We start from the raw sequence: 22,802 nt of genomic DNA, 5'->3' as shown, positions 1-22,802 counted from the left end.
CTACGCCCAGGCCCAGTCGATGCCCAGGAGCCCGGGCCGCACGCCCTGCTCCACCAGGTGCACCGTGCGGTGCAGCCCGCTCAGCGTCAGGTCGCCCCGCGCCCCGCGCGGCGACCCCGCCGACGCCTGCGCGAACCGGCGGCACCGCACCGGCAGCGCGTCCTCGTGGAACGCGACCTGGAGCACGTACTGCCCGCCCGCGAAACTGAACCCGCGCACGTACTCGGCGCTCTGCCCGCCCGTACCGTCCTCGAAGCCGTAGCCGAAGACGTACGTGTCCCCGGCCCGCAGCCGCGCGTCGAACAGCAGCTCCGCGATCACCACGCCGGTCGCCCGGTCCGTACGCACCCGCCCCGTACGGCAGTTGTCGCCCGCCACCACCGCGACCCGCTCCGGTTCGCACCCCGGGTCCCCGTGGTGAATGGCCAGGTAGCGGTCAACGCCGTCCCGGTGCGCCCGCACCACGTGCAGCGAGTCCCGCCCCACCAGCTCGCGCGCCGCACCGATCCGCACCCGCTCGTGGTGCCCCACCGTGTGCAGCCCCCCGTCCGCCGGCCACCCCAGGCCCGCGATCAGCCTCTCCACCACCCCCGACGCCTCGACCAGCGACCGGTACGAGCGGGCCGCCGGCCGCACCACCACATCGCCGCGCCGCCCGCCGGAGCCACCAGGCCCGCCCGGACCACCCGGACCACCGGGCCCGCCCGAGCCACCAGGCCCACCAGACCCACCCGAACCACCGGCCCCACCCACCGCCCCGTCGCCGCCCGGCGCCGCACCCTCCAGCAGCCGGATCAGCGAGCCCCCGGGCAGTTCGAGCAGCTCCTCCAGCGCCCGCACCGCCTTCAGCGACTCGGGCCGCTGCGGCCTCCGCGCCCCCTGCTGCCAGTAGCACAGGCTCGTCACGCCGACCTTGATGCCCCGGTGCGCCAGATGGTGCTGCACCCGCTGGAGCGGCAGTCCGCGCACCGCCAGAGCCGCGCGGAGCGCCAGATGGAACGGACCGGTGTGCAGCAGCTGCGCCAGATCGGCCTGGGCCTCGGTGTGTCCCACGAGGGCTCCTCAGTGAACGTTCACGTACGGGGCGGTACGACATCCCGCCGACGGCCCGCCCGGGGGAACGAGGAGCAGGTCGGGCGGCGCGCGGTCGTTCACAGGGCAACCACTTGCGCTCACACCGCGATGTCACCCCGCATTGAAGCGCGTTGACCTGTTCCCGACAACGATTGATGCTTCGAACAACGCGTCCGGACGCGCTCCTCCCTCCCCACATCCCCAACGGAGGAACGCGATGCACAACCCCTGTACGAAGCAGCCGCACCGGAACAGACGCCGCCTCGGCATCGCCGCGGCCGTCTGCGCCGCCCTGCTGACGGTGCCGACCGCCACGGCCACCGCGGCACCGCAGGACGACCCGTCCGCCCCGACCGCACTCGCCTACAAGCGCCTCGGCATCACCATGCAGGCCCAGCAGAAGAGCAACTGGTGCTGGGCCGCCGCCGGCAACACCATCGCGACCTGGTACGGCCGCGACTACAGCCAGAACCAGTTCTGCAACGCCGCGTTCAACCGGCAGCAGGGCTACGACTGCCCCAACTGGCAGGCCACGCTCGGCAACGTCCAGACCGGCCTGCGCTGGGCCGGCATCAACCCCGGCTCGTACGTGAACGGCTGGCTCCGGTACTCCACGGTCCAGACCGAGATCAACGCGAACCGGCCCGTCGAGACCCGCATCCAGTGGTCGAGCGGCGGCGGCCACATGCATGTGATCTACGGCTACGACGACTCCCGGAGCTGGGTGTACTGGGGCGACCCGTGGCCCTCCAGCGACCGCTACAACTGGGCGTCGCACGCCTGGTACGTCGACAACAACTCGTTCTCCTGGACCCACTCGCTCTACCGGATCGGGGCGTGAGACGGATGACGGACCCGAGAGGGCGGCGCACCGCCGCCGTCACGACCACCACCGCACTCGCCGCGGCGGCCCTGCTCGCGCTCGCCGCGCCTCCTGCCTCCGCCGCCCCGACACCCGGCGACGCGGTCGAGGACCGCGCGACGCTCGACACGCTGTCCCGGTTCTTCGCCCGCGACGGCGCCGTGACCAGGGCGGCGGCCCAGCCCCGTATCGAGGGCGGCACGGTCCCCGTCCACGTCCTGTCACCGGACTTCGTCGCCGGCCGGGCCGGGGCGCCCGTCGCCCGCGTCGAGTTCCACGCCGCACGCGCGGTCGCCGCCGACGGGCAGCGGGCGTCCGTCTGGACCGCACGGCAGAAGGGCGGCGAGTGGCAGGTCGTGAACATCGCGACCGGCGACGACGAGATCCGGTACGCCGAACAGGGCGCCCGCCGGCTGCCCGGCGGCACGGTCTTCCGCGAACCGCAGATCGACGCCTGGTACGTGCACAAGGGGAACAAGGTGCTCCCCCTGGACGAGGACGCGGTACGGGCCGTCGGGGACGGCGGCACGACGCTCACGGCGTACCACGCGCGCGTAGCGGCCGCCTACGGCGACAAGCTGCCTGGCTCCGCCTACGCCCGCACGGGCAAGGCGGGCGGCTACACGGCACCGCAGCAACAGCAACAACACCAGCCGCAGCAGCAGGCGGCCGGGGACCCCCGCACCACCCCGGCCACCGGCACCACCCCGGCCACCGGCACCGCCGTCACCGCGGCGGCCGCCCTCGCGGCGGCCCTCGCCACGGCCCTGGTCGCGGCCCGCCGGCACAGGCGCCGCACCGCCGCCTGACCGGCAGGGGGCGGGCCCGCCCCACACGGGCCCGCCCCCGTACAACCCCCGGCCTGTCACCGCACGCCAGTAGGGTGTGAGGCATGGCAGACCCCTCCAGCTACCGCCCCAAGCCGGGACAGATCCCCGACTCGCCGGGGGTCTACAAATTCCGTGACGAGCACCGCCGGGTGATCTACGTCGGGAAGGCCAAGTCCCTGCGCCAGAGGCTCGCCAGCTACTTCCAGGACCTGGCGGGCCTCCACCCGCGCACGCGCACCATGGTCACCACGGCTGCCTCCGTCGAGTGGACCGTCGTCTCCACCGAGGTCGAGGCGCTCCAGCTGGAGTACTCCTGGATCAAGGAGTTCGACCCCCGCTTCAACGTCAAGTACCGCGACGACAAGAGCTATCCGTACCTCGCCGTCACCCTCGACGAGGAGTTCCCGCGCGTCCAGGTCATGCGCGGCCACAAGCAGAAGGGCGTGCGCTACTTCGGCCCGTACGCGCACGCGTGGGCCATCCGCGAGACCGTCGACCTGCTCCTGCGCGTCTTCCCCGTCCGCACGTGCACGTCCGGCGTGTTCAAGAACGCCGCCCGCACCGGCCGCCCCTGCCTCCTGGGCTACATCGGCAAGTGCTCGGCGCCCTGCGTCGGCCGCGTCACGCCCGAGGAGCACCGCGAACTCGCCGAGGAGTTCTGCGACTTCATGGCCGGCCGCACCGGCACGTACATCCGCCGCCTGGAGAAGGACATGGCGGCGGCCGCCGAGGAGCTGGAGTACGAGAGGGCCGCCCGGCTCCGCGACGACATAGAGGCCCTGCGCCGGGCCATGGAGAAGAGCGCCGTCGTCCTGGCCGACGCCACCGACGCCGACCTCATCGCCGTCGCCGAGGACGAGCTGGAGGCCGCCCTCCAGATCTTCCACGTCCGCGGCGGCCGGGTCCGCGGCCAGCGCGGCTGGGTCACCGACAAGGTCGAGGCCGTCGACACCGCCGGGCTCGTCGAGCACGCGCTCCAGCAGCTGTACGGCGAGGAGAGCGGCGACGCCGTCCCCCGCGAGGTCCTCGTCCCCGCCCTGCCCGAGGACCTGGACGCCGTCACACAGTGGCTCAGTGGCCGCCGCGGCTCCCAGGTCTCCCTGCGCATCCCGCAGCGCGGCGACAAGAAGGCCCTGATGGAGACCGTCGGGCGCAACGCCCAGCAGGCCCTCGTCCTCCACAAGACCAAGCGCGCCAGCGACCTCACCACACGCTCCCGCGCCCTGGAGGAGGTCGCGGACGCCCTGGGCCTGGACACCGCCCCGCTGCGCATCGAGTGCTTCGACATCTCCCACCTCCAGGGCGAGGACGTCGTCGCGTCCATGGTCGTCTTCGAGGACGGGCTGCCCCGCAAGAGCGAGTACCGCCGCTTCCAGATCAAGAGCTTCGAGGGGCAGGACGACGTCCGCTCGATGCACGAGGTGATCAGCCGCCGCTTCCGCCGCTACCTGGCGGAGAAGGAGAAGACGGGGGAGTGGATCGGCCGGAACGGCGCGAGCGGCGTGAACGGCGAGGTCCCGGCCGAGACCCCCGACACCGGCACCGACGAGAACGGCCGCCCGAAGAAGTTCGCCTACCCGCCGCAGCTCGTCGTCGTCGACGGCGGCAAGCCCCAGGTCGCCGCCGCCCGCCGCGCCCTGGACGAGCTGGGCATCGACGACGTCGCCGTGTGCGGCCTCGCCAAGCGCCTCGAAGAGGTCTGGCTGCCCGACGAGGACGACCCGGTCGTGCTGCCCCGCACCAGCGAGGGCCTGTACCTCCTCCAGCGGGTCCGTGACACGGCCCACGACTTCGCCATCCGCTACCAGCGAACCAAGCGCCACAAACGCCTCAGGACCAGCCCCCTGGACACCGTCCCCGGCCTCGGGGACGCCCGCAAACGGGCGCTGATCAAGCATTTCGGTTCGGTGAAGCGGCTCCGGCAGGCGACAATCGACCAGATCTGCGAGGTGCCCGGCTTCGGCCGCAAGACCGCCGAGGCCGTCGCCGCGGCCCTCGCCCAGGCAGCCCCGGCAGGTCCCGCCGTGAACACGGCGACAGGAGAGATCATTGAAGACGACGACGGGGGGACCACGCATGGACGGGGATCCGGACATGAATGACCACATCTCGCAGGACGACGACCGACCAGAAGACGGAGCAGCAGACGTGACTACGGGCACGACGATCGAGGCCGGCGAGGCCGCCGAGGCGGCCATCCCCGAGCTGGTGATCATCTCCGGCATGTCCGGAGCCGGCCGCAGCACGGCCGCGAAGTGCCTGGAGGACCTCGGCTGGTTCGTCGTCGACAACCTGCCGCCTGCCCTCATCCCCACCATGGTCGAGCTCGGCGCCCGCTCCCAGGGCAACGTGGCGCGGATCGCCGTCGTCGTCGACGTCCGCGGCCGCCAGTTCTTCGACAACCTCCGCGAGTCCCTCGCCGACCTCGACGCCAAGCAGGTCACCCGCCGGATCGTCTTCCTGGAGTCCTCCGACGAGGCCCTCGTCCGCCGCTTCGAGTCCGTGCGCCGCCCGCACCCCCTCCAGGGCGACGGCCGCATCGTCGACGGCATCGCCGCCGAGCGGGACCTGCTGCGCGAGCTGCGCGGGGACGCCGACCTGGTCATCGACACGTCCAGCCTGAACGTGCACGAGCTGCGCGCCAAGATGGACGCCCAGTTCGCCGGCGACGAGGAGCCCGAGCTGCGGGCCACCGTCATGTCCTTCGGCTACAAGTACGGGCTGCCCGTCGACGCCGACCTCGTCGTCGACTGCCGCTTCCTGCCCAACCCGCACTGGGTCCCGGAGCTGCGCCCCTTCACCGGCCTCAACGCGGAGGTCTCCGGTTACGTCTTCAACCAGCCGGGCGCCAAGGAGTTCCTCGACCGGTACACGGAGCTGCTCCAGCTCATCGCCAACGGCTACCGCCGCGAGGGCAAGCGGTACGTCACCATCGCCGTGGGCTGCACGGGCGGCAAGCACCGCTCGGTCGCCATGTCCGAGAAGATCGCCGCCCGCCTCGCATCCGAGGGCGTGGAGACCGTCGTCGTCCACCGGGACATGGGGCGCGAGTGAAGCGCCCGTACCGACGGCGTACGAGCACCCTGTCCGCCCGTACGCTCCGCAGACGCGGCGCCCAGCCCAAGGTCGTCGCCCTCGGCGGCGGCATGGGCCTGTCCGCCTCGCTGGCCGCGCTGCGCCGGATCACCGGCGACCTGACCGCCGTCGTCACCGTCGCCGACGACGGCGGCTCCAGCGGCCGGCTCCGCGAGGAGCTCGGCGTGCTCCCGCCCGGCGACCTGCGCAAGGCGCTGGCCGCCCTGTGCGGCGACGACGACTGGGGCCAGACCTGGGCCCGGGTCATCCAGCACCGCTTCCAGTCCCAGGGCGACCTGCACGAGCACGCCGTCGGCAATCTGCTGATCGTCGCCCTCTGGGAGCAGCTCGGCGACCACGTCCAGGCCCTGGACCTGGTCGGCAGGCTGCTCGGCGCCCACGGCCGGGTGCTGCCCATGTCCGCCGTACCCCTGGAGCTCCAGGCCCTGGTCAAGGGCCACGACCCGGCCCGCCCCGACGACGTGGACACCGTGCGGGGCCAGGCCACCGTGGCGCTCACGCCCGGCGAGGTCCAGTCCGTGCACCTGGTGCCGAACGACCCGCCGGCCGTCCCGGAGGCGGTCGCCGCCGTGCTGGACGCCGACTGGGTGGTCCTCGGCCCCGGCTCCTGGTTCTCGTCGGTGATCCCGCACCTCCTGGTGCCGGAACTGCTGGACGCCCTCGTCGAGACCAAGGCCCGCCGGGTCCTGTCGCTGAACCTCGCTCCGCAGCCCGGTGAAACCGCCGGCTTCTCTCCGCAGCGTCATTTGGAGGTTTTGGCCCGACACGCCCCTAAACTCGCCCTGGACGTGGTGCTGGCCGACGAGGCAGCCGTGCCCGACCGCGAGTCGCTGTCGGACGCCGCCAAGCGGCTCGGTGCCGCGGTCGAGCTGGCCCCGGTGGCCAGCGAGTACGGCCTGCCGAAGCACGACCCGGAGCTGCTGGCCGCCGCGTACGACCGTATTTTTCGGATGCATGGAAGGATCGGCCCATGGCGATGACGGCAGCGGTGAAGGACGAGATCTCCCGGCTCCCCGTCACCCGGACCTGCTGCAGAAAGGCGGAGGTCTCGTCGATCCTGCGGTTCGCCGGCGGCCTGCACCTCGTCAGCGGCCGCATCGTGATCGAGGCCGAGCTGGACACGGCGATGGCGGCGCGGCGGTTGAAGCGGGACATCGCGGAGATCTTCGGGCACAGCTCCGAGCTGATCGTGATGGCACCCGGCGGGCTGCGCCGCGGCTCCCGGTTCGTGGTGCGCGTGGTGGCGGGCGGCGACCAGCTGGCCCGCCAGACGGGCCTGGTCGACGGCCGCGGCCGCCCCATCCGGGGCCTGCCCCCGCAGGTCGTCTCGGGCGCCACGTGCGACGCCGAGGCCGCCTGGCGCGGCGCGTTCCTGGCGCACGGCTCGCTCACCGAGCCCGGCCGCTCCTCGTCCCTGGAGGTCACCTGCCCGGGCCCGGAGGCCGCGCTCGCGCTGGTCGGCGCGGCGCGGCGGCTCTCCATCGCCGCGAAGGCCCGCGAGGTACGGGGCGTGGACCGGGTCGTCGTCCGTGACGGCGACGCGATCGGCGCCCTGCTGACGCGGCTGGGCGCCCATGAGTCGGTGCTGGCCTGGGAGGAGCGGCGGATGCGCCGCGAGGTCCGTGCCACGGCCAACCGGCTGGCCAACTTCGACGACGCCAACCTGCGCCGCTCGGCCCGCGCCGCCGTCGCCGCCGGTGCCCGTGTGCAGCGCGCCCTGGAGATCCTCGGCGAGGACGTGCCCGAGCACCTCGCGGCGGCAGGCCGGCTCCGTATGGAGCACAAGCAGGCCTCCCTGGAGGAGCTCGGCGCACTTGCCGACCCGCCGCTGACGAAGGACGCCGTCGCGGGCCGTATCCGCCGTCTCCTCGCCATGGCCGACAAGCGCGCCCAGGATCTGGGCATCCCGGGTACGGAGTCGAATTTGACGGAGGAAATGGCCGACGGTCTGGTCGGATGATCCGCTGATCCGTTCCCGCTCATCCGTTCCCTCAACCACGTCAACACCTCAACACGCCTGCCGGAAAAAAGCTTTCGCATCGTTGTTCACCCCCGCCGCGCCCTGGAATTCAGGGCGCCCGGCGGGGGTTGTCATATGCACATTTGAAGCTCGCCTGTCACATTCGTGCGGCCAATATCAGCTACTCGCCAGTAGGTTGCGAGATCGGCCCTTTACGCAGGCGCTCGATGTCACTCCGGAGGCCCGGGAGGGGTAGGGTCATAAGCGGTCGGGGACATCCCAAATACAGCTCGCCGGGCGTCGGTACCCGGCGTACCAACGAGGAGATCGGTTCGTGACGATCCGCGTAGGCATCAACGGCTTTGGCCGCATCGGTCGTAACTACTTCCGCGCGCTGCTGGAGCAGGGTGCAGACATCGAGATCGTGGCTGTCAACGACCTGGGTGACACCGCGACCACCGCGCATCTGCTGAAGTACGACACCATCCTGGGCCGCCTCAAGGCCGAGGTGTCCCACACCGCCGACACCATCACCGTCGACGGCCACACCATCAAGGTGCTCTCCGAGCGCAACCCGGCCGACATCCCCTGGGGTCAGCTGGGCGTCGACATCGTCATCGAGTCGACCGGCATCTTCACCAAGAAGGCCGACGCCGAGAAGCACATCGCCGGCGGCGCCAAGAAGGTCCTCATCTCGGCTCCGGCCAAGGACGAGGACATCACCATCGTGATGGGCGTCAACCAGGACAAGTACGACGCGGCCGGTCACCACGTCATCTCCAACGCCTCCTGCACCACCAACTGCGTGGCGCCGATGGCCAAGGTCCTCGACGAGAACTTCGGCATCGTCAAGGGCATGATGACGACGGTCCACGCCTACACCAACGACCAGCGCATCCTGGACTTCCCGCACAAGGACCTGCGCCGCGCCCGCGCCGCGGCCGAGAACATCATCCCGACGTCCACCGGTGCCGCCAAGGCCACCGCGCTGGTCCTCCCGCAGCTCAAGGGCAAGCTGGACGGCATCGCCATGCGCGTCCCGGTCCCCACCGGCTCGGTCACCGACCTCGTCCTGGAGCTGGACCGCGAGGTCACCAAGGACGAGATCAACAGCGCCTTCCAGAAGGCCGCCGAGGGCCAGCTGAAGGGCATCCTCGAGTACACGAGCGACCCGATCGTCTCCTCCGACATCGTGAACTGGCCGGCCTCCTGCACCTTCGACTCCTCCCTGACCATGGTCCAGGGCAAGCAGGTCAAGGTCGTCGGCTGGTACGACAACGAGTGGGGCTACTCCAACCGCCTCGTCGACCTCACCGTCTTCGTCGGCAGCCGTCTCTGATATATCGGCAGTACCAGAAGCAGGGCAGGCACTCGATGTGAGCGCAGGGCTCGGGCAGCGCGACGCCGCGCTGTACGAGCCCTGTCGCTTGCGTCGACACCCCCTCTCTCCAAGGAGCCACCACCGATGAAGACGATCGACGAACTTCTCGCCCAAGGTGTCGACGGCAAGCGGGTATTCGTCCGCGCCGACCTCAATGTGCCGCTGGACGGCACCACCATCACCGACGACGGCCGCATCCGCGCCGTCCTGCCGACGATCAAGGCCCTCACCGCCGCGGGCGCCAAGGTCGTCGTGGCCTCCCACCTCGGCCGCCCCAAGGGCGAACCGGACCAGGCCTTCTCCCTCCGCCCCGCCGCCGCGCGCCTCGCCGAGCTGCTCGGCGCCCCCGTGGCGTTCGCCGCCGACACCATCGGCAGCGAGGCCCACGACGCGGTCAACGGACTGCAGCCCGGTCACGTCGCGGTCATCGAGAACCTGCGCTTCCACCCCGGCGAGACGTCCAAGGACCCCGCCGCCCGCGCCGAGCTCGCCGCCCGCCTGGAGGCCCTCGCCGACGTGTACGTCGCCGACGGCTTCGGCGCCGTCCACCGCCAGCACGCCTCCGTGTACGAGCTGCCGCGCCGCATGCCCGCGTACGCCGGCTACCTCATCTCCTCCGAGGTCGGCGTCCTGAAGAAGCTCACCGAGGACGTCAAGCGGCCGTACGTCGTCGTACTCGGCGGCGCCAAGGTCTCCGACAAGCTGGCCGTCATCGAGAACCTGCTGGAGAAGGCCGACCGCATCCTGATCGGCGGCGGCATGGCGTACACCTTCCTCAAGGCCAAGGGCCACGAGGTCGGCATCTCCCTCCTCCAGGAGGACCAGATCCCGGCCTGCCTGGAGTACCTGGCCCGTGCCGAGAAGCGCGGCGTGGAGTTCGTCCTCCCCGTCGACGTACTCGTCTCTCCCGAGTTCCCCGACCTCAAGACGAAGGCCCCGGCCAACCCCACCACCGTCGGTACGGACGCCATCCCCGCCGACCAGGAGGGGCTGGACATCGGCCCGAAGACCCGCGAGCTGTACGCCGCCAAGCTGGCGGACGCCGCGACCGTCTTCTGGAACGGTCCGATGGGCGTCTTCGAACACCCCGACTACGCCGAGGGCACCAAGGCCGTCGCCCAGGCGCTCGTCGACTCCCCGGCCTTCAGCGTGGTCGGAGGCGGCGACTCCGCCGCGGCCGTCCGCACCCTGGGCTTCGACGAGAACGCATTCGGCCACATCTCGACCGGTGGCGGCGCGAGCCTCGAATATCTCGAAGGCAAGACGCTTCCCGGCCTCGCCGCTCTGGAGGACTGAACACCGTGACCGCACGTACCCCGCTGATGGCGGGCAACTGGAAGATGAACCTCAACCACCTCGAGGCCATCGCCCACGTCCAGAAGCTCGCCTTCGCCCTCACCGACAAGGACCACGAGGCCGTCGAGGTCGCCGTCCTGGTGCCGTTCACCGACCTGCGGTCCGTGCAGACCGTGGTCGATTCGGACAAGCTGAAGATCAAGTACGGCGCCCAGGACCTGTCGGTGCACGACTCCGGCGCGTACACCGGTGAGATCTCCGGCGCCATGCTGGCCAAGCTGCGCTGCACCTACGTCGCCGTCGGCCACTCCGAGCGCCGCCAGTACCACGGCGAGACCGACACCACCTGCAACGAGAAGGTGAAGGCCGCCTACAAGCACGGCCTGACCCCGATCCTCTGCGTCGGCGAGGGCCTCGACGTCCGCAAAGCCGGCGACCAGGTCCCGTACACGCTCGCCCAGCTCGACGGCGCCCTGAAGAGCGTCCCCGCCGAGCAGGCCGAGTCCATCGTGATCGCCTACGAGCCGGTGTGGGCCATCGGCACCGGCGAGGTCGCCACCCCGGAGGACGCCCAGGAGGTCTGCGGCGCCATCCGCGGCCGCCTGGCCGAGCTGTACTCGCAGGAGCTGGCCGACAAGGTCCGCATCCAGTACGGCGGCTCCGTCAAGGCCGGCAACATCGCCGCGATCATGGCGCAGCCCGACGTGGACGGCGCCCTGGTCGGCGGCGCCTCGCTGGACGACGAGGAGTTCGTCAAGATCGTCCGCTTCCGCGACCAGTGAGTATGCGGTAAGGCCGATCCGTCGTACCCTTGCGGGGGTCCGGGCTGTACCGCCCGGGCCCCCGTCGTCCATCCAGTCCGAGAGAATTGCCAGGAAGTAGGGTCCAGCCGTGATTATGGGGTTCTCGATCGCCCTGATCGTGTTCAGCCTGCTGCTGATGCTGCTGGTGCTGATGCACAAGGGGAAGGGTGGCGGTCTCTCCGACATGTTCGGTGGCGGTATGCAGTCGTCCGTCGGTGGTTCCTCGGTCGCCGAGCGTAACCTCGACCGCATCACCATCGTCGTCGGCCTCCTCTGGGTCGCCTGCATCATCGTCGTCGGTCTGCTCATCAAGCTGGAAGGCTGAGCGCCGCTCGCACACCGGTTTCGCCGGTCCCGCGTCCTGTGAGCCGGGTAACTCCCCTCACTGGACGCGCGTTGGGCCTTACGTAGACTGGGGCATCCTCGAGCACCATCACGCAGGGAGTGACGACCGTGGCAAGTGGCAACGCGATCCGGGGAAGCCGGGTCGGGGCGGGGCCGATGGGGGAGGCCGAGCGCGGCGAGTCCGCACCCCGGCTCCGCATTTCCTTCTGGTGCTCCAACGGGCACGAGACACAGCCGAGCTTCGCCAGCGACGCACAGGTCCCCGACACCTGGGACTGCCCCCGGTGCGGCTTCCCGGCGGGCCAGGACCGGGACAACCCGCCGGACCCGCCCCGCACCGAGCCCTACAAGACGCACCTCGCGTACGTCAGGGAGCGGCGCAGCGACGCGGACGGCGAGGCGATCCTGGCGGAGGCGCTCGCCAAACTGCGCGGCGAGATCTGAGCGTTGGCCACAGGGCCCTGGCGTGAACCACCGGTTTCGCGCCAGGGCCCTTTCATGCCTGTGGACAAGTCCGTGGGACGCCTTCAGATCAATTAGGTTGGAGGGGCAGCGGGGCAATCAGGCAGGTACGAGAAGAAGTGGGCTGATGTCCAAATGAACGCAGAAAGCAGCCGTCCGAGGCTGACCCGGACGCCCGAGTGGGCCGCCCTGGCCAAGCACCGGGAGCAGCTGGGCCAGACGCATCTGCGCGAACTGTTCGCCGCCGACCCGCAGCGGGGCACGTCCCACACCCTGCGCGTCGGCGACCTCCTCCTGGACTACTCCAAGCACCTCGTCACGGACGAGACGCTGGCACTGCTGCGCGACCTGGCCGCCGCCACCGGCGTCGCGGAGCTGCGGGACGCCATGTTCCGCGGCGAGAAGATCAACACCACCGAGGGCCGGGCCGTCCTCCACACCGCGCTGCGCGCACCGCGCGAGGCGGTCGTCGAGGTCGACGGGGAGAACGTGGTGCCGGCCGTGCACGCCGTCCTCGACAAGATGGCCGCCTTCTCCGAGCGCGTTCGGTCAGGCGAGTGGACCGGCCACACCGGAAAGCCCATCAAGAACGTCGTCAACATCGGCATCGGCGGCTCCGACCTCGGCCCGGCGATGGCGTACGAGGCCCTCCGCTCCTACACCCGCCGCGACCTGACGTTCCGTTTCGTCTCCAACGTGGACGGCGCCGATCTGCACGAGGCCCTCCACGACCTCGACGCCGAAGAGACGCTGTTCATCATCGCGTCCAAGACGTTCACCACCATCGAGACCATCACCAACGCCACCTCGGCGCGGGACTGGCTGCTCACGGAGCTGAAGGCCGGCCAGGAAGCCGTAGCCCAGCACTTCGTTGCCCTGTCGACGAACGCCGACAAGGTCCAGGACTTCGGCATCGACACGGCCAACATGTTCGAGTTCTGGGACTGGGTCGGCGGCCGCTACTCGTACGACTCCGCCATCGGCCTGTCCCTGATGGTCGCCATCGGCCCGGACCGGTTCCGGGAGATGCTCCACGGCTTCCACCTGGTCGACGAGCACTTCCGCACGGCCCCGCCGGAAGAGAACGCCCCGCTGCTGCTCGGTCTGCTCGGCGTCTGGTACGGGGCGTTCTTCGACGCCCAGTCGCACGCGGTGCTGCCCTACTCGCACTACCTGTCCAAGTTCACGGCGTACCTCCAGCAGCTCGACATGGAGTCCAACGGCAAGTCCGTGGACCGCGAGGGCAATCCGGTCGAGTGGCAGACCGGCCCGGTGGTGTGGGGCACGCCCGGTACCAACGGGCAGCACGCCTACTTCCAGCTCATCCACCAGGGCACGAAGGTCATCCCGGCCGACTTCATCGGCTTCGCCAAGCCGGTCGACGACCTGCGGCCCGGGCTCGTCGCCCAGCACGACCTGCTGATGGCCAACTTCTTCGCCCAGACGCAGGCCCTCGCCTTCGGCAAGACCCCGGACGAGGTACGGGCCGAGGGCGTCGCCGAGGAACTGGTGCCGCACAAGACGTTCCACGGCAACCACCCGACGACCACGATCCTCGCCGACGCGCTGACCCCGTCCGTGCTCGGCCAGCTCATCGCGCTGTACGAGCACAAGGTGTTCGTCCAGGGCGCCGTCTGGAACATCGACTCGTTCGACCAGTGGGGCGTCGAACTCGGCAAGGTCCTCGCCAAGCGCATCGAACCCGTCCTGACGCAAGGCGTGGGCGGCGAGGACCTCGACAGCTCCACCGCGGCCCTGGCCGCCGCGTACCGGGCACTGCGGGCGCGGTGACGTGATGGCGGGGGAGAACGCGGTGCGGCTGCGGCCGCCGAGGAACACGCTGGACGAGCGCGCGGTCACCTGGTGGCGCGCGCAGTGGCTGCTGACGACCGCCGTGCCCACGGTCGCGCTGGCCGTGGTCGGCGGCTTCGTGGAGCCCGCCAGGACATGGCTGCTGGCCGCAGCGGGCGCGGTCGCGGTGGCCGGGCTCGCCTGCACCGCGTTCTTCCCCCGCTGGTGGTTCAAGGTCCACCGCTGGGAGGTCACCGACGACGCCGTGTACGTCAGGACCGGCTTCTTCTGGCAGGAGTGGCGGATCGCCCCGATGTCCCGCATCCAGACCGTGGACACCGTCCGCGGGCCCCTGGAGCAGGCGTTCCGGCTCGCCACGGTCACGGTCACCACCGCCTCCGCCAAGGGCGCGGTCACCATCGCGGGCCTCGACCACCGGCTGGCCGCCGATCTGGCCGAGCGGCTCACCCGCATCACCCGCGACACCCCCGGGGACGCGACATGAGCACCGACGGCGAGTGGCGGCGCCTCGACCGGCGGACGCTGCTCGTCACCGCCCTCGTCATGTGCGGGGTCGCGGCCGGCGGCGCCGTACCCGCGTTCCTCGGCCTCGCCCGGGGCATGGCCGTGTGGCAGGCGCTGCTCCTCGTGGCGGCCGGAGCCACCGTCCTGGTCGCCGGCGGCACCGGCCTGGACTACGTACGGTGGCGCAGGACGCGCTACCGGATCGGCGCCGAACGGGCCGAGCTGCGCACCGGACTGGTCCTCGTCAAACGGCGTTCCCTCGCCCGGGAGCGGATCCGCAGCGTCGACCTCACCGCCAACCTGCTCCTGCGCATACTCGGCCTGGTCAAGGTACGCATCGGCACCGGCGAGAACACCGGCGGCGAGTCCACGCTGGAGCTCGACCCCGTCACCCGCGCCGAGGGCGAACGGCTGCGCCGGGAGCTGCTCGACCGCGCCCCGGCCGCCGGCACCTCCGGGGCTGTCGACGGCGAGCTCGCCGTCCTGGACCCCACCTGGATCCGCTACGCCCCCGTGTCGTTCGTCGCCCCGCTGCTCGGCGGTGCGGCGGCCGGCGGTCTGATGCAGATCAGCGAATGGTTCGGCGTGCAGAGCGAGGTCATCGACTGGATCGGCGGCGTGTTCCAGGAGACGCCCCTGGTGTGGCTGATCGCCGCACTGGCCGCCGCCGCGCTCCTCGCGGGCGTCATCGGCGCGCTCGCCCTGTGGGTCGAGATGTGGTGGCACTACCGCCTCGAACGCGAACCCGGCGGCACGCTCCGCGTCCGGCGCGGACTGCTCACCGCACGCTCCCTGTCCATCGAGGAGCGGCGGCTGCGCGGTGTCGAACTCGTCGAGCCGCTCGGCGTACGGCTGCTGCGCGCCGCCCGGGTCGACGCGATCGCCACCGGCCTCGTCCAGGACGACGACGACAAGCACGCCGACCACAGCACGCTGCTGCCCGCCGTGCCCCGGGCCGTCGCGGACGGTGTCGCCGCGCGCGTCCTGCGGGAGCCCGCGTCGCCCACCGGCGCCCCGCTCACCCCGCACCCCCGCGCCGCCCGCAGCCGGCGCCTGCGCTGGTCGCTGACCGCCGCGCTGCTCCCGGTGCTGGTACTCGCCGCGCTCGGCGCCGCCCTGGACGCGCCCGCTCTCCTGTACGCCGCGGGGGCCTGCGCCCCGGTCCTGCTGCCCGCCGCGGTCCTCCTCGCCCTGGACGCGTACCGGAACCTCGGCCACGGCATCCACGGCGACTACCTCGTGGCCCGCTCCGGCGCCCTGCGCCGCACCACGGTCGCCCTGCAGCGCGGCGGCGTCATCGGCTGGACGCTCAAGCAGTCCTACTTCCAGCGCCGCGCCGGACTGCTCACCGTCACCGCCACCACAGCCGCCGGCGACGGCGCCTACGCCATCCACGACGCCGACGAGACGGAGGCCCTCCACTGCGCTTCCGCCGCGGTCCCCCACCTCCTGGAACCGTTCCTGATACGGGGCTCCGCGAAGGACACCTGAGCACGAGGCGCCCGCCGCGCCGCGAGGACGCCCGCGCCCGCTCCCGGGGAGAGTGACCTACTCCACAACCGCTGGAGGGCTCTGCCCAGCGCGGAGACGGTGATCATGAGGGCCATGACGTTCACCAGCCGACGTACCGTGCTCACCGCGCTCGCCACCGCCGCCGTCAGCGGCCCCGTCCTGGGCGGCCTCGCCGCCGGCGAGGCCCACGCGACCGGCGAGTTCGACCTGTACGACTCCAACACCCACCTCTACACGGAACTGGCGGGACAGGAGGGCGTCGAGTTCGCCCGCCGCTACAAGCGCCACGAGCTGTTCGACCACAGCTACACCGAGAGATACCCGTACAACCGCACCACCGTCCTCGCCATGCACGGCGGCGGCATCGAGATGGGCACCTCGGAGCTGTGCCTCGGCATAGCCGGCTACCGCCCCGACACGCTCCAGCCCGTCGACGACGGCCTCGGGGTGCACGACTACTGGATGTTCGAGGGCCTGCGCAGCTCCAACAACCGTGAACTGCACGTCACCGCCAAGAACAACGACGACCACGTCTGCCACTCGATGGTGCGCTCCAGCCTCAACGTGCTCAGCCTGCACGGCTGTACGGCCACACAGGCCGGCACCGTCCCGGAGGCCGTGGTCGTCGGGGGCCTCAACGAGCGCTTCAAGACCCTGCTGAAGGCCGAGTTCGACAAGGTCGGCATCGTCTGGCGCGACGGCAACGAGGTCCCCGACCTCGCCGGCGTCAACACCCGCAACCCCTGCAACCTCACCATGCTCGGCAAGGGCGGCCAGCTGGAGCTCACCACCGACCTGCGCGCCGCGATGTACTCCGTCAACACCCGCGCCGGGCGCGCCGGCAGCACGACGCAGAAGTACTGGGACTTCGTCGGCGCCTGCCGCGCCGCCATCGCGACGCTCCACCAGGACCCCGACCAGGTCATCCTCTGACCGCGACGAAGCCCGACCGTACGACGAAAGCCCCGGTCCGTGGACGTACGTCACGGACCGGGGCTTCCCGCTCGGTCAGGCCTGCGCCGGCGGGTACAGGGACCGCGGCAGCTCCGCGGCCGCCGCCGCGTCCAGCAGCCACAGCGTCCTGGCCCTGCCGTACGCGCCCGCCGCCGGGGCCTGGATCTCACCGGGGCCCGACAGCGCGAGCGCCGCCGCCTTCGCCTTGTCCTCGCCCGCCGCGAGCAGCCACACCTCGCGGGCCGCCCGGATCGCCGGGAGGGTCAGCGAGATACGGGTCGGCGGGGGCTTCGGTGCGCCGTGCACGCCCACCACCGTGCGCTCCGTCTCCCGTACCCCCGGGTGCTCGGGGAACAGCGAGGCGACGTGCGTGTCCGGGCCCACGCCCAGCAGCAGCACGTCGAACGTGGGCACCGCGCCGTGGTTCTCGGGCCGCGCCGCCAGGGCCAGCTCCCGCGCGTACGCGGCGGCCGCCGCGTCCGCGTCCGTGCCGTACGCGCCGTCCGACACCGGCATCGGGTGCACCCGCGCCGGGTCCAGCGGCACGCTGTCCAGCAGCGCGGCCCGCGCCTGCGTCTCGTTGCGCTCCGGGTCGCCCTCCGGCAGGAACCGCTCGTCGCCCCACCACAGGTCGAGCCGCGCCCAGTCGATCGCGTCCCGGGCGGGCGCCGAACGCAGCGCCTCCAGCAGGCCGATGCCGTTGCGCCCGCCGGTGAGGACCACGGACGCGGAGCCGCGGGCGGCCTGGGCGTCCACGATCCGGGTGATGAGCCGGGCCGCCGCGGCCTGCGCCATCAGCGCCTTGTCCCGGTGGACGACGAGTTGGGGCGTGACGCTCATTTCGCGGCCGCCTTCTTCGCCGGGGTCTTCTTCGCGGCGGCCTTCTTCACCGACGCCGCCGATTCGCCCGCAGCCGCCGACTCGCCCGCAGCCGTCGGCTCAGCGCCCGAAGGCTCAGCTCCGGCTGCGTCCGCGGACGGCGCCGCGGCCTCCGGACCCGCCTCCGGACCCGCCTCCGCACGCGCGGCCAGCCGGTCCACGCCGAAGCGCAGCGCCGAGGCGTACGTGTCGTCCGGGTCCAGACGGCGCAGCTCCTCGGCGATCAGCTCGGACGTCTCGCGGCGCTTCAGCGCCACCGCCCGGTCCGGCTGCCCCTCCACGGAGAGCGTGGCCAGCGAACCGTCCGCCCGGTCGAGGACGATCGGCCCGCAGTCGGTCTGCAGCCGAACGGCCGTCAGCCCGGGCCCCTTCGAGTCGGAGCGCCGCACCGAAACGTTCAGGCGGTCCGCCAGCCACATGGCCAGCAGCTCCACGCTCGGATTGAACTCCTCGCCCTCGACCTCCGCCGAGACGACCTGGCACACGATCTGGTCGAGCGCGGCCGCCAGCATCGAACGCCACGGCGTGATCCGCGTCCACGACAGGTCCGTGTCACCGGGCGTGTACGCCTCGGCGCGCGCCGCCAGCTCGCGGACCGGGTCCTCCGCGTTGTACGTGTCGGTCACCCGGCGCTGCGCCAGTGCGCCCAGCGGGTCGGCGGCCGGGTCCGTCGGCGCGTTCACCGGCCACCAGACCACCACCGGGGCGTCCGGCAGCAGCAGCGGCAGCACGACCGACTGGGCGTGGTTGATGACCTCGCCGTGCAGCCGCAGGATCACCGTCTCACCGGTGCCCGCGTCCGCACCCACCCGCACCTCGGCGTCCAGCCGGGCCTTGGCCCGGTCCCGCGGCGAACGCGAGACCCGCTTGATCACGACGAGCGTGCGCGACGGGTGCTCGCGGGACGCCTCGTTGGCGGCCTTGAGCGCGTCGTACGCGTTCTCCTCGTCCGTGACGATGACCAGGGTCAGCACCATGCCGACGGCCGGGGTGCCGATGGCGCGCCGCCCCTGGACCAGCGCCTTGTTGATCTTGCTGGAGGTGGTGTCCGTAAGGTCGATCTTCATGGCCGGCGCCAGCTCCGTCCGTCTCGTGCGAGCATTTCGTCCGCCTCGACCGGACCCCACGTGCCCGCCTGGTACTGCGCGGGCCTGCCGTGCTTGTCCCAGTACTCCTCGATCGGGTCGAGGATCCGCCACGACAGCTCGACCTCCTCCACACGCGGGAAGAGGTTGGCGTCGCCGAGGAGGACGTCGAGGATCAGCCGCTCGTACGCCTCGGGGCTGGACTCGGTGAAGGACTCGCCGTACGCGAAGTCCATCGACACGTCCCGCACCTCCATGGAGGTGCCCGGGACCTTCGAGCCGAACCGCATGGTCACGCCCTCGTCCGGCTGGACGCGGATGACCAGCGCGTTGTGCCCCAGCTCCTCCGTCGCCGTGTGGTCGAACGGGGAGTGCGGGGCGCGCTGGAACACGACGGCGATCTCGGTGACCCGGCGGCCCAGCCGCTTGCCGGTCCGCAGGTAGAACGGGACGCCCGCCCAGCGGCGGTTGTCGATGCCCAGCTTGATCGCGGCGTAGGTGTCGGTCTTGGAGGCCGGGTCGATGCCCTCCTCCTCCAGATAGCCGACGGCCGGCGCGCCGCCCTGCCACCCGGCCGCGTACTGGCCGCGCACCGTCGAGGCGCCGAGGTCCTTCGGCAGCCGGACCGCGCCCAGCACCTTGGTCTTCTCGGCGGCGAGCGCGTCCGCGTCGAAGGAGGCGGGCTCCTCCATCGCGGTCAGCGCCAGCAGCTGGAGCAGGTGGTTCTGGATGACGTCCCGGGCGGCGCCGATGCCGTCGTAGTAGCCCGCCCGGCCGCCGATGCCGATGTCCTCGGCCATCGTGATCTGGACATGGTCGACGTACGACCGGTTCCAGATCGGCTCGAACAGGGTGTTGGCGAACCGCAGCGCCAGGATGTTCTGAACGGTCTCCTTGCCCAGGTAGTGGTCGATCCGGAACACCTGGTCCGGAGTGAACACCTCATGGACGATCGCGTTGAGCTCCTTGGCCGATGCCAGGTCGTGCCCGAACGGCTTCTCGATGACCGCCCGGCGCCAGGCGCCCTGCCGCTCCTCGGCCAGCCCGTGCTTCTTGAGCTGCTGGACGACCTTCGGGAAGAACTTCGGAGGCACCGACAGGTAGAAGGCGAAGTTGCCGCCCGTCCCCTGCGCCTTGTCCAGCTCCTCCATGGTGGCCTTGAGCTGCTCGAACGCCGCGTCGTCACCGAAGTCGCCCTGGACGAACCGCATGCCCTGGAGCAGCTGCTGCCACACCTCCTCACGGAACGGGGTGCGCGCGTGCTCCTTGACCGCGTCGTGCACGACCTGGGCGAAGTCCTCGTCCTGCCACTCACGGCGGGCGAACCCGATCAGCGAGAAGCCCGGCGGCAGCAGACCCCGGTTCGCGAGGTCGTACACCGCGGGCATCAGCTTTTTGCGTGACAAATCGCCCGTGACGCCGAAGATGACCAGGCCCGACGGCCCCGCGATACGCGGGAGCCGTCGGTCCGCGGCGTCACGCAGCGGATTGCTGCTCGACAAGTTCCTACGCCTCCGAAGGGGCGAGCCGCTTCAGCTCAGCCTCGGTCGACTTGAGCAGGTCGTTCCAGGACGCCTCGAACTTGTCGACGCCCTCGTCCTCCAGGACCTGGACGACGTCGTCGTAGCTGATGCCCAGCTTCTCGACGGCGTCCAGGTCGGCACGCGCCTGCTCGTACGTGCCGGCGATCGTGTTGCCGCTGATCTCACCGTGGTCGGCCGTGGCCTCCAGGGTCGCCTCCGGCATGGTGTTGACGGTCCCCGGCGCGACCAGGTCGTCGACGTACAGGGTGTCCTTGTACGCCGGGTCCTTCACACCGGTCGAAGCCCACAGCGGACGCTGCTTGTTGGCCTGCGCCCGGTCCAGGGCCGCCCAGCGCTCGGACGAGAAGACTTCCTCGTATGCCTGGTAGGCCAGCCGCGCGTTGGCCAGGGCGGCCTTGCCGCGCAGCGCCTTCGCCTCGGGGGTGCCGAGCCCGTCGAGCCGCTTGTCGATCTCGGTGTCCACGCGGGACACGAAGAACGACGCCACGGAGTGGATCTTCGACAGGTCCAGGCCGCGCTCCTTGGCCTTCTCCAGACCGGCCAGGTAGGCGTCCATGACCGCGCGGTAGCGCTCCAGCGAGAAGATCAGCGTGACGTTGACGCTGATGCCCAGGCCGATGGTCTCGGTGATCGCCGGGAGACCCGCCTTGGTGGCCGGGATCTTGATGAGCGTGTTCGGCCGGTCCACCAGCCACGCCAGCTGCTTCGCCTCCGCGACCGTCGCCCGCGTGTTGTGCGCGAGCCGCGGGTCGACCTCGATGGAGACCCGGCCGTCCTGGCCCTGCGTCGCCTCGAACACCGGCCGCAGGATGTCGGCGGCGTCACGGACGTCCGCCGTCGTGATCATGCGGAGGGCTTCCTCGACCGTCACCTTGCGGGCGGCGAGGTCGGCGAGCTGACGGTCGTAGCCGTGACCCTCGGAGATCGCCTTCTGGAAGATCGACGGGTTGGTGGTGACACCCACCACGTGCTGCTGGTCGATCAGCTCCTGCAGGTTCCCGGACGTGATCCGCTTGCGGGACAGGTCGTCCAGCCAGATCGCGACGCCTTCGTCGGAGAGGCGCTTGAGTGCGTCTGTCATGAGAGATGCATCTCCTACTTGTACTTGTGTGGGCGTCAGCGCTTGGCGGCCGCGATCGATTCCCGCGCGGCGGCGGCGATGGCCTCCGGGGTGAAGCCGTACTCGCGGAACAGCAGCTTGCCGTCCGCGGAGGCGCCGAAGTGCTCCAGCGACACGATCCGGCCGGCGTCACCCACGTACCGGTGCCACGTCAGCCCGATACCGGCCTCGACCGCCACGCGCGCCTTCACCGACGGCGGCAGCACCGAGTCCCGGTACCCCTGCTCCTGCTCCTCGAACCACTCGACGCACGGCATCGACACGACCCGCGTCGGCACGCCCGCGGCCTGGAGCTGCTCACGCGCCTCCACGGCCAGGTGCACCTCGGAGCCGGTGGCGATCAGCACGGCCTGCGGCTCGCCGCCTTCGGCGTCCACCAGCACGTACCCGCCCTTGGCGGTGTCCTCGTTCGGCTCGTACGTCGGCACGCCCTGGCGCGTCAGCGCCAGACCGTGCGGGGCGCCCTTGCCGAACTCCTTCGTCCAGCGCTTGAGGATCTCGCGCCAGGCGATCGCCGTCTCGTTGGCGTCGGCCGGGCGGACCAGGTTCAGGCCCGGGATGGCGCGCAGCGAGGCCAGGTGCTCCACCGGCTGGTGGGTCGGGCCGTCCTCGCCGAGACCGATCGAGTCGTGTGTCCACACGTACGTCACCGGCAGGTGCATCAGCGCCGACAGCCGGACCGCGTTGCGCATGTAGTCGGAGAACACCAGGAAGGTGCCGCCGTAGATGCGCGTGTTGCCGTGCAGCGCGATGCCGTTCATCTCGGCGGCCATCGCGTGCTCACGGATACCGAAGTGGATCGTGCGGCCGTACGGGTCGGCCTCCGGCAGCGGATTGCCCTTCGGCAGGAACGACGACGTCTTGTCGATCGTCGTGTTGTTGGAGCCCGCCAGGTCGGCCGAACCGCCCCACAGCTCCGGGATGACCCCGCCCAGCGCCTGGAGGACCTTGCCGGACGCGGCACGCGTCGCGACGCCCTTGCCCGCCTCGAAGACCGGGAGCTTCTCCTCCCAGCCCTTCGGCAGCTCGCCCGCGGCGATCCGGTCGAACTCGGCGGCGCGCTCCGCGTTGGCGGCGCGCCACTCCTGGAGGTCCTTCTCCCAGGCGGCGCGGGCCTCACGGCCACGGTCCAGGGCGCGGCGCGTGTGCGCGATGACCTCGTCCGAGACCTCGAAGGTCTGCTCCGGGTCGAAGCCCAGGACGCGCTTGGTGGCCGCCACCTCCTCGTCGCCCAGCGCGGAGCCGTGCGACGCCTCGGTGTTCTGCGCGTTCGGCGCCGGCCA

General features: G+C 71.3%; 21 protein-coding genes. 15 read left to right on the top strand and 6 right to left on the bottom strand.

Going from position 1 to position 22,802, the window contains the following annotated elements; translation table 11 throughout:
- A complete protein-coding gene (locus HTZ82_RS30695) occupies positions 1 to 1,053 on the bottom strand; it encodes a hypothetical protein (protein ID WP_175412677.1) in 1,053 nt (350 codons plus the stop codon).
- Between the two features lie 238 nt (positions 1,054 to 1,291).
- On the opposite strand from HTZ82_RS30695, the gene HTZ82_RS30690 reads away from it, so the two are divergent.
- From HTZ82_RS30690 to HTZ82_RS30620, 15 genes are all read left to right on the top strand, one after another.
- The gene (locus HTZ82_RS30690; RefSeq protein ID WP_175412676.1) at positions 1,292 to 1,915 is read left to right on the top strand and encodes a papain-like cysteine protease family protein; all 624 of its coding nucleotides are present in this window, start codon (positions 1,292 to 1,294) and stop codon (positions 1,913 to 1,915) included.
- A 5-nt stretch (positions 1,916 to 1,920) separates the two neighbouring features.
- A complete protein-coding gene (locus HTZ82_RS30685) occupies positions 1,921 to 2,745 on the top strand; it encodes a hypothetical protein (protein WP_175412675.1) in 825 nt (274 codons plus the stop codon).
- An 83-nt stretch (positions 2,746 to 2,828) separates the two neighbouring features.
- The gene (gene uvrC, locus HTZ82_RS30680) at positions 2,829 to 4,868 is read left to right on the top strand and encodes an excinuclease ABC subunit UvrC (protein WP_175412674.1); all 2,040 of its coding nucleotides are present in this window, start codon (positions 2,829 to 2,831) and stop codon (positions 4,866 to 4,868) included.
- Positions 4,861 to 5,820 (top strand): RNase adapter RapZ, encoded by a 960-nt coding sequence (rapZ, locus tag HTZ82_RS30675; RefSeq protein ID WP_175412673.1) that lies wholly within the window; start codon positions 4,861 to 4,863, stop codon positions 5,818 to 5,820. Before uvrC ends, rapZ begins: the two co-directional genes overlap by 8 nt.
- Entirely contained in the window at positions 5,817 to 6,842 is a 1,026-nt protein-coding gene (yvcK, locus tag HTZ82_RS30670) for a uridine diphosphate-N-acetylglucosamine-binding protein YvcK (RefSeq protein ID WP_175412672.1), read from the top strand. The genes rapZ and yvcK overlap by 4 nt, the downstream gene beginning before the upstream one ends.
- Entirely contained in the window at positions 6,833 to 7,822 is a 990-nt protein-coding gene (gene whiA, locus HTZ82_RS30665) for a DNA-binding protein WhiA (protein ID WP_175412671.1), read from the top strand. The genes yvcK and whiA overlap by 10 nt, the downstream gene beginning before the upstream one ends.
- 334 nt (positions 7,823 to 8,156) lie before the next feature.
- The gene (gap, locus tag HTZ82_RS30660) at positions 8,157 to 9,161 is read left to right on the top strand and encodes a type I glyceraldehyde-3-phosphate dehydrogenase (RefSeq protein WP_175412670.1); all 1,005 of its coding nucleotides are present in this window, start codon (positions 8,157 to 8,159) and stop codon (positions 9,159 to 9,161) included.
- A gap of 126 nt (positions 9,162 to 9,287) precedes the next feature.
- The gene (locus HTZ82_RS30655; RefSeq protein WP_175412669.1) at positions 9,288 to 10,499 is read left to right on the top strand and encodes a phosphoglycerate kinase; all 1,212 of its coding nucleotides are present in this window, start codon (positions 9,288 to 9,290) and stop codon (positions 10,497 to 10,499) included.
- A 5-nt stretch (positions 10,500 to 10,504) separates the two neighbouring features.
- The gene (gene tpiA, locus HTZ82_RS30650; protein ID WP_175412668.1) at positions 10,505 to 11,281 is read left to right on the top strand and encodes a triose-phosphate isomerase; all 777 of its coding nucleotides are present in this window, start codon (positions 10,505 to 10,507) and stop codon (positions 11,279 to 11,281) included.
- 109 nt (positions 11,282 to 11,390) lie between these two features.
- Positions 11,391 to 11,627: a preprotein translocase subunit SecG gene (gene secG, locus HTZ82_RS30645; RefSeq protein ID WP_175412667.1), complete on the top strand. Its 237-nt coding sequence runs from the start codon at positions 11,391 to 11,393 to the stop codon at positions 11,625 to 11,627.
- A gap of 128 nt (positions 11,628 to 11,755) precedes the next feature.
- Positions 11,756 to 12,091 (top strand): RNA polymerase-binding protein RbpA, encoded by a 336-nt coding sequence (locus HTZ82_RS30640; protein WP_003957010.1) that lies wholly within the window; start codon positions 11,756 to 11,758, stop codon positions 12,089 to 12,091.
- A gap of 153 nt (positions 12,092 to 12,244) precedes the next feature.
- On the top strand, positions 12,245 to 13,900 hold the full coding sequence (gene pgi, locus HTZ82_RS30635) for a glucose-6-phosphate isomerase (protein WP_175412666.1): 1,656 nt from the start codon (positions 12,245 to 12,247) through the stop codon (positions 13,898 to 13,900).
- A gap of 4 nt (positions 13,901 to 13,904) precedes the next feature.
- Positions 13,905 to 14,405 carry a PH domain-containing protein gene (locus HTZ82_RS30630; protein WP_175412665.1) on the top strand — a complete coding sequence of 167 codons (501 nt, stop codon included), beginning with the start codon at positions 13,905 to 13,907 and terminating at the stop codon, positions 14,403 to 14,405.
- Positions 14,402 to 15,916 carry a PH domain-containing protein gene (locus tag HTZ82_RS30625; protein ID WP_175412664.1) on the top strand — a complete coding sequence of 505 codons (1,515 nt, stop codon included), beginning with the start codon at positions 14,402 to 14,404 and terminating at the stop codon, positions 15,914 to 15,916. Before HTZ82_RS30630 ends, HTZ82_RS30625 begins: the two co-directional genes overlap by 4 nt.
- 114 nt (positions 15,917 to 16,030) lie before the next feature.
- On the top strand, positions 16,031 to 16,870 hold the full coding sequence (locus tag HTZ82_RS30620; protein ID WP_175412663.1) for a poly-gamma-glutamate hydrolase family protein: 840 nt from the start codon (positions 16,031 to 16,033) through the stop codon (positions 16,868 to 16,870).
- A 75-nt stretch (positions 16,871 to 16,945) separates the two neighbouring features.
- Here the strand turns inward: HTZ82_RS30620 and pgl are convergent, their stop codons facing one another.
- The 5 genes from pgl to HTZ82_RS30595 all read right to left on the bottom strand — a co-directional run.
- Positions 16,946 to 17,731: a 6-phosphogluconolactonase gene (gene pgl, locus HTZ82_RS30615; RefSeq protein WP_175412662.1), complete on the bottom strand. Its 786-nt coding sequence runs from the start codon at positions 17,729 to 17,731 to the stop codon at positions 16,946 to 16,948.
- Positions 17,728 to 18,837: a glucose-6-phosphate dehydrogenase assembly protein OpcA gene (opcA, locus tag HTZ82_RS30610; RefSeq protein ID WP_175412661.1), complete on the bottom strand. Its 1,110-nt coding sequence runs from the start codon at positions 18,835 to 18,837 to the stop codon at positions 17,728 to 17,730. The genes pgl and opcA overlap by 4 nt, the downstream gene beginning before the upstream one ends.
- A complete protein-coding gene (gene zwf / locus HTZ82_RS30605; protein ID WP_175412660.1) occupies positions 18,834 to 20,357 on the bottom strand; it encodes a glucose-6-phosphate dehydrogenase in 1,524 nt (507 codons plus the stop codon). Before zwf ends, opcA begins: the two co-directional genes overlap by 4 nt.
- Positions 20,358 to 20,361: 4 nt before the next feature.
- Entirely contained in the window at positions 20,362 to 21,480 is a 1,119-nt protein-coding gene (tal, locus tag HTZ82_RS30600) for a transaldolase (RefSeq protein WP_175412659.1), read from the bottom strand.
- A 35-nt stretch (positions 21,481 to 21,515) separates the two neighbouring features.
- Positions 21,516 to 22,802, bottom strand: a 1,287-nt coding sequence (locus HTZ82_RS30595; RefSeq protein ID WP_302852294.1) for a transketolase C-terminal domain-containing protein, incomplete at its 5' end; no start/stop codon positions are given.

The sequence above is a fragment of the Streptomyces sp. TRM64462 genome (assembly GCF_013362995.1).
GTDB lineage: Bacteria > Actinomycetota > Actinomycetes > Streptomycetales > Streptomycetaceae > Streptomyces.
Note: the sequence above shows the minus strand (reverse complement) of the source record. Positions and strands in the feature narration are given on the sequence as shown.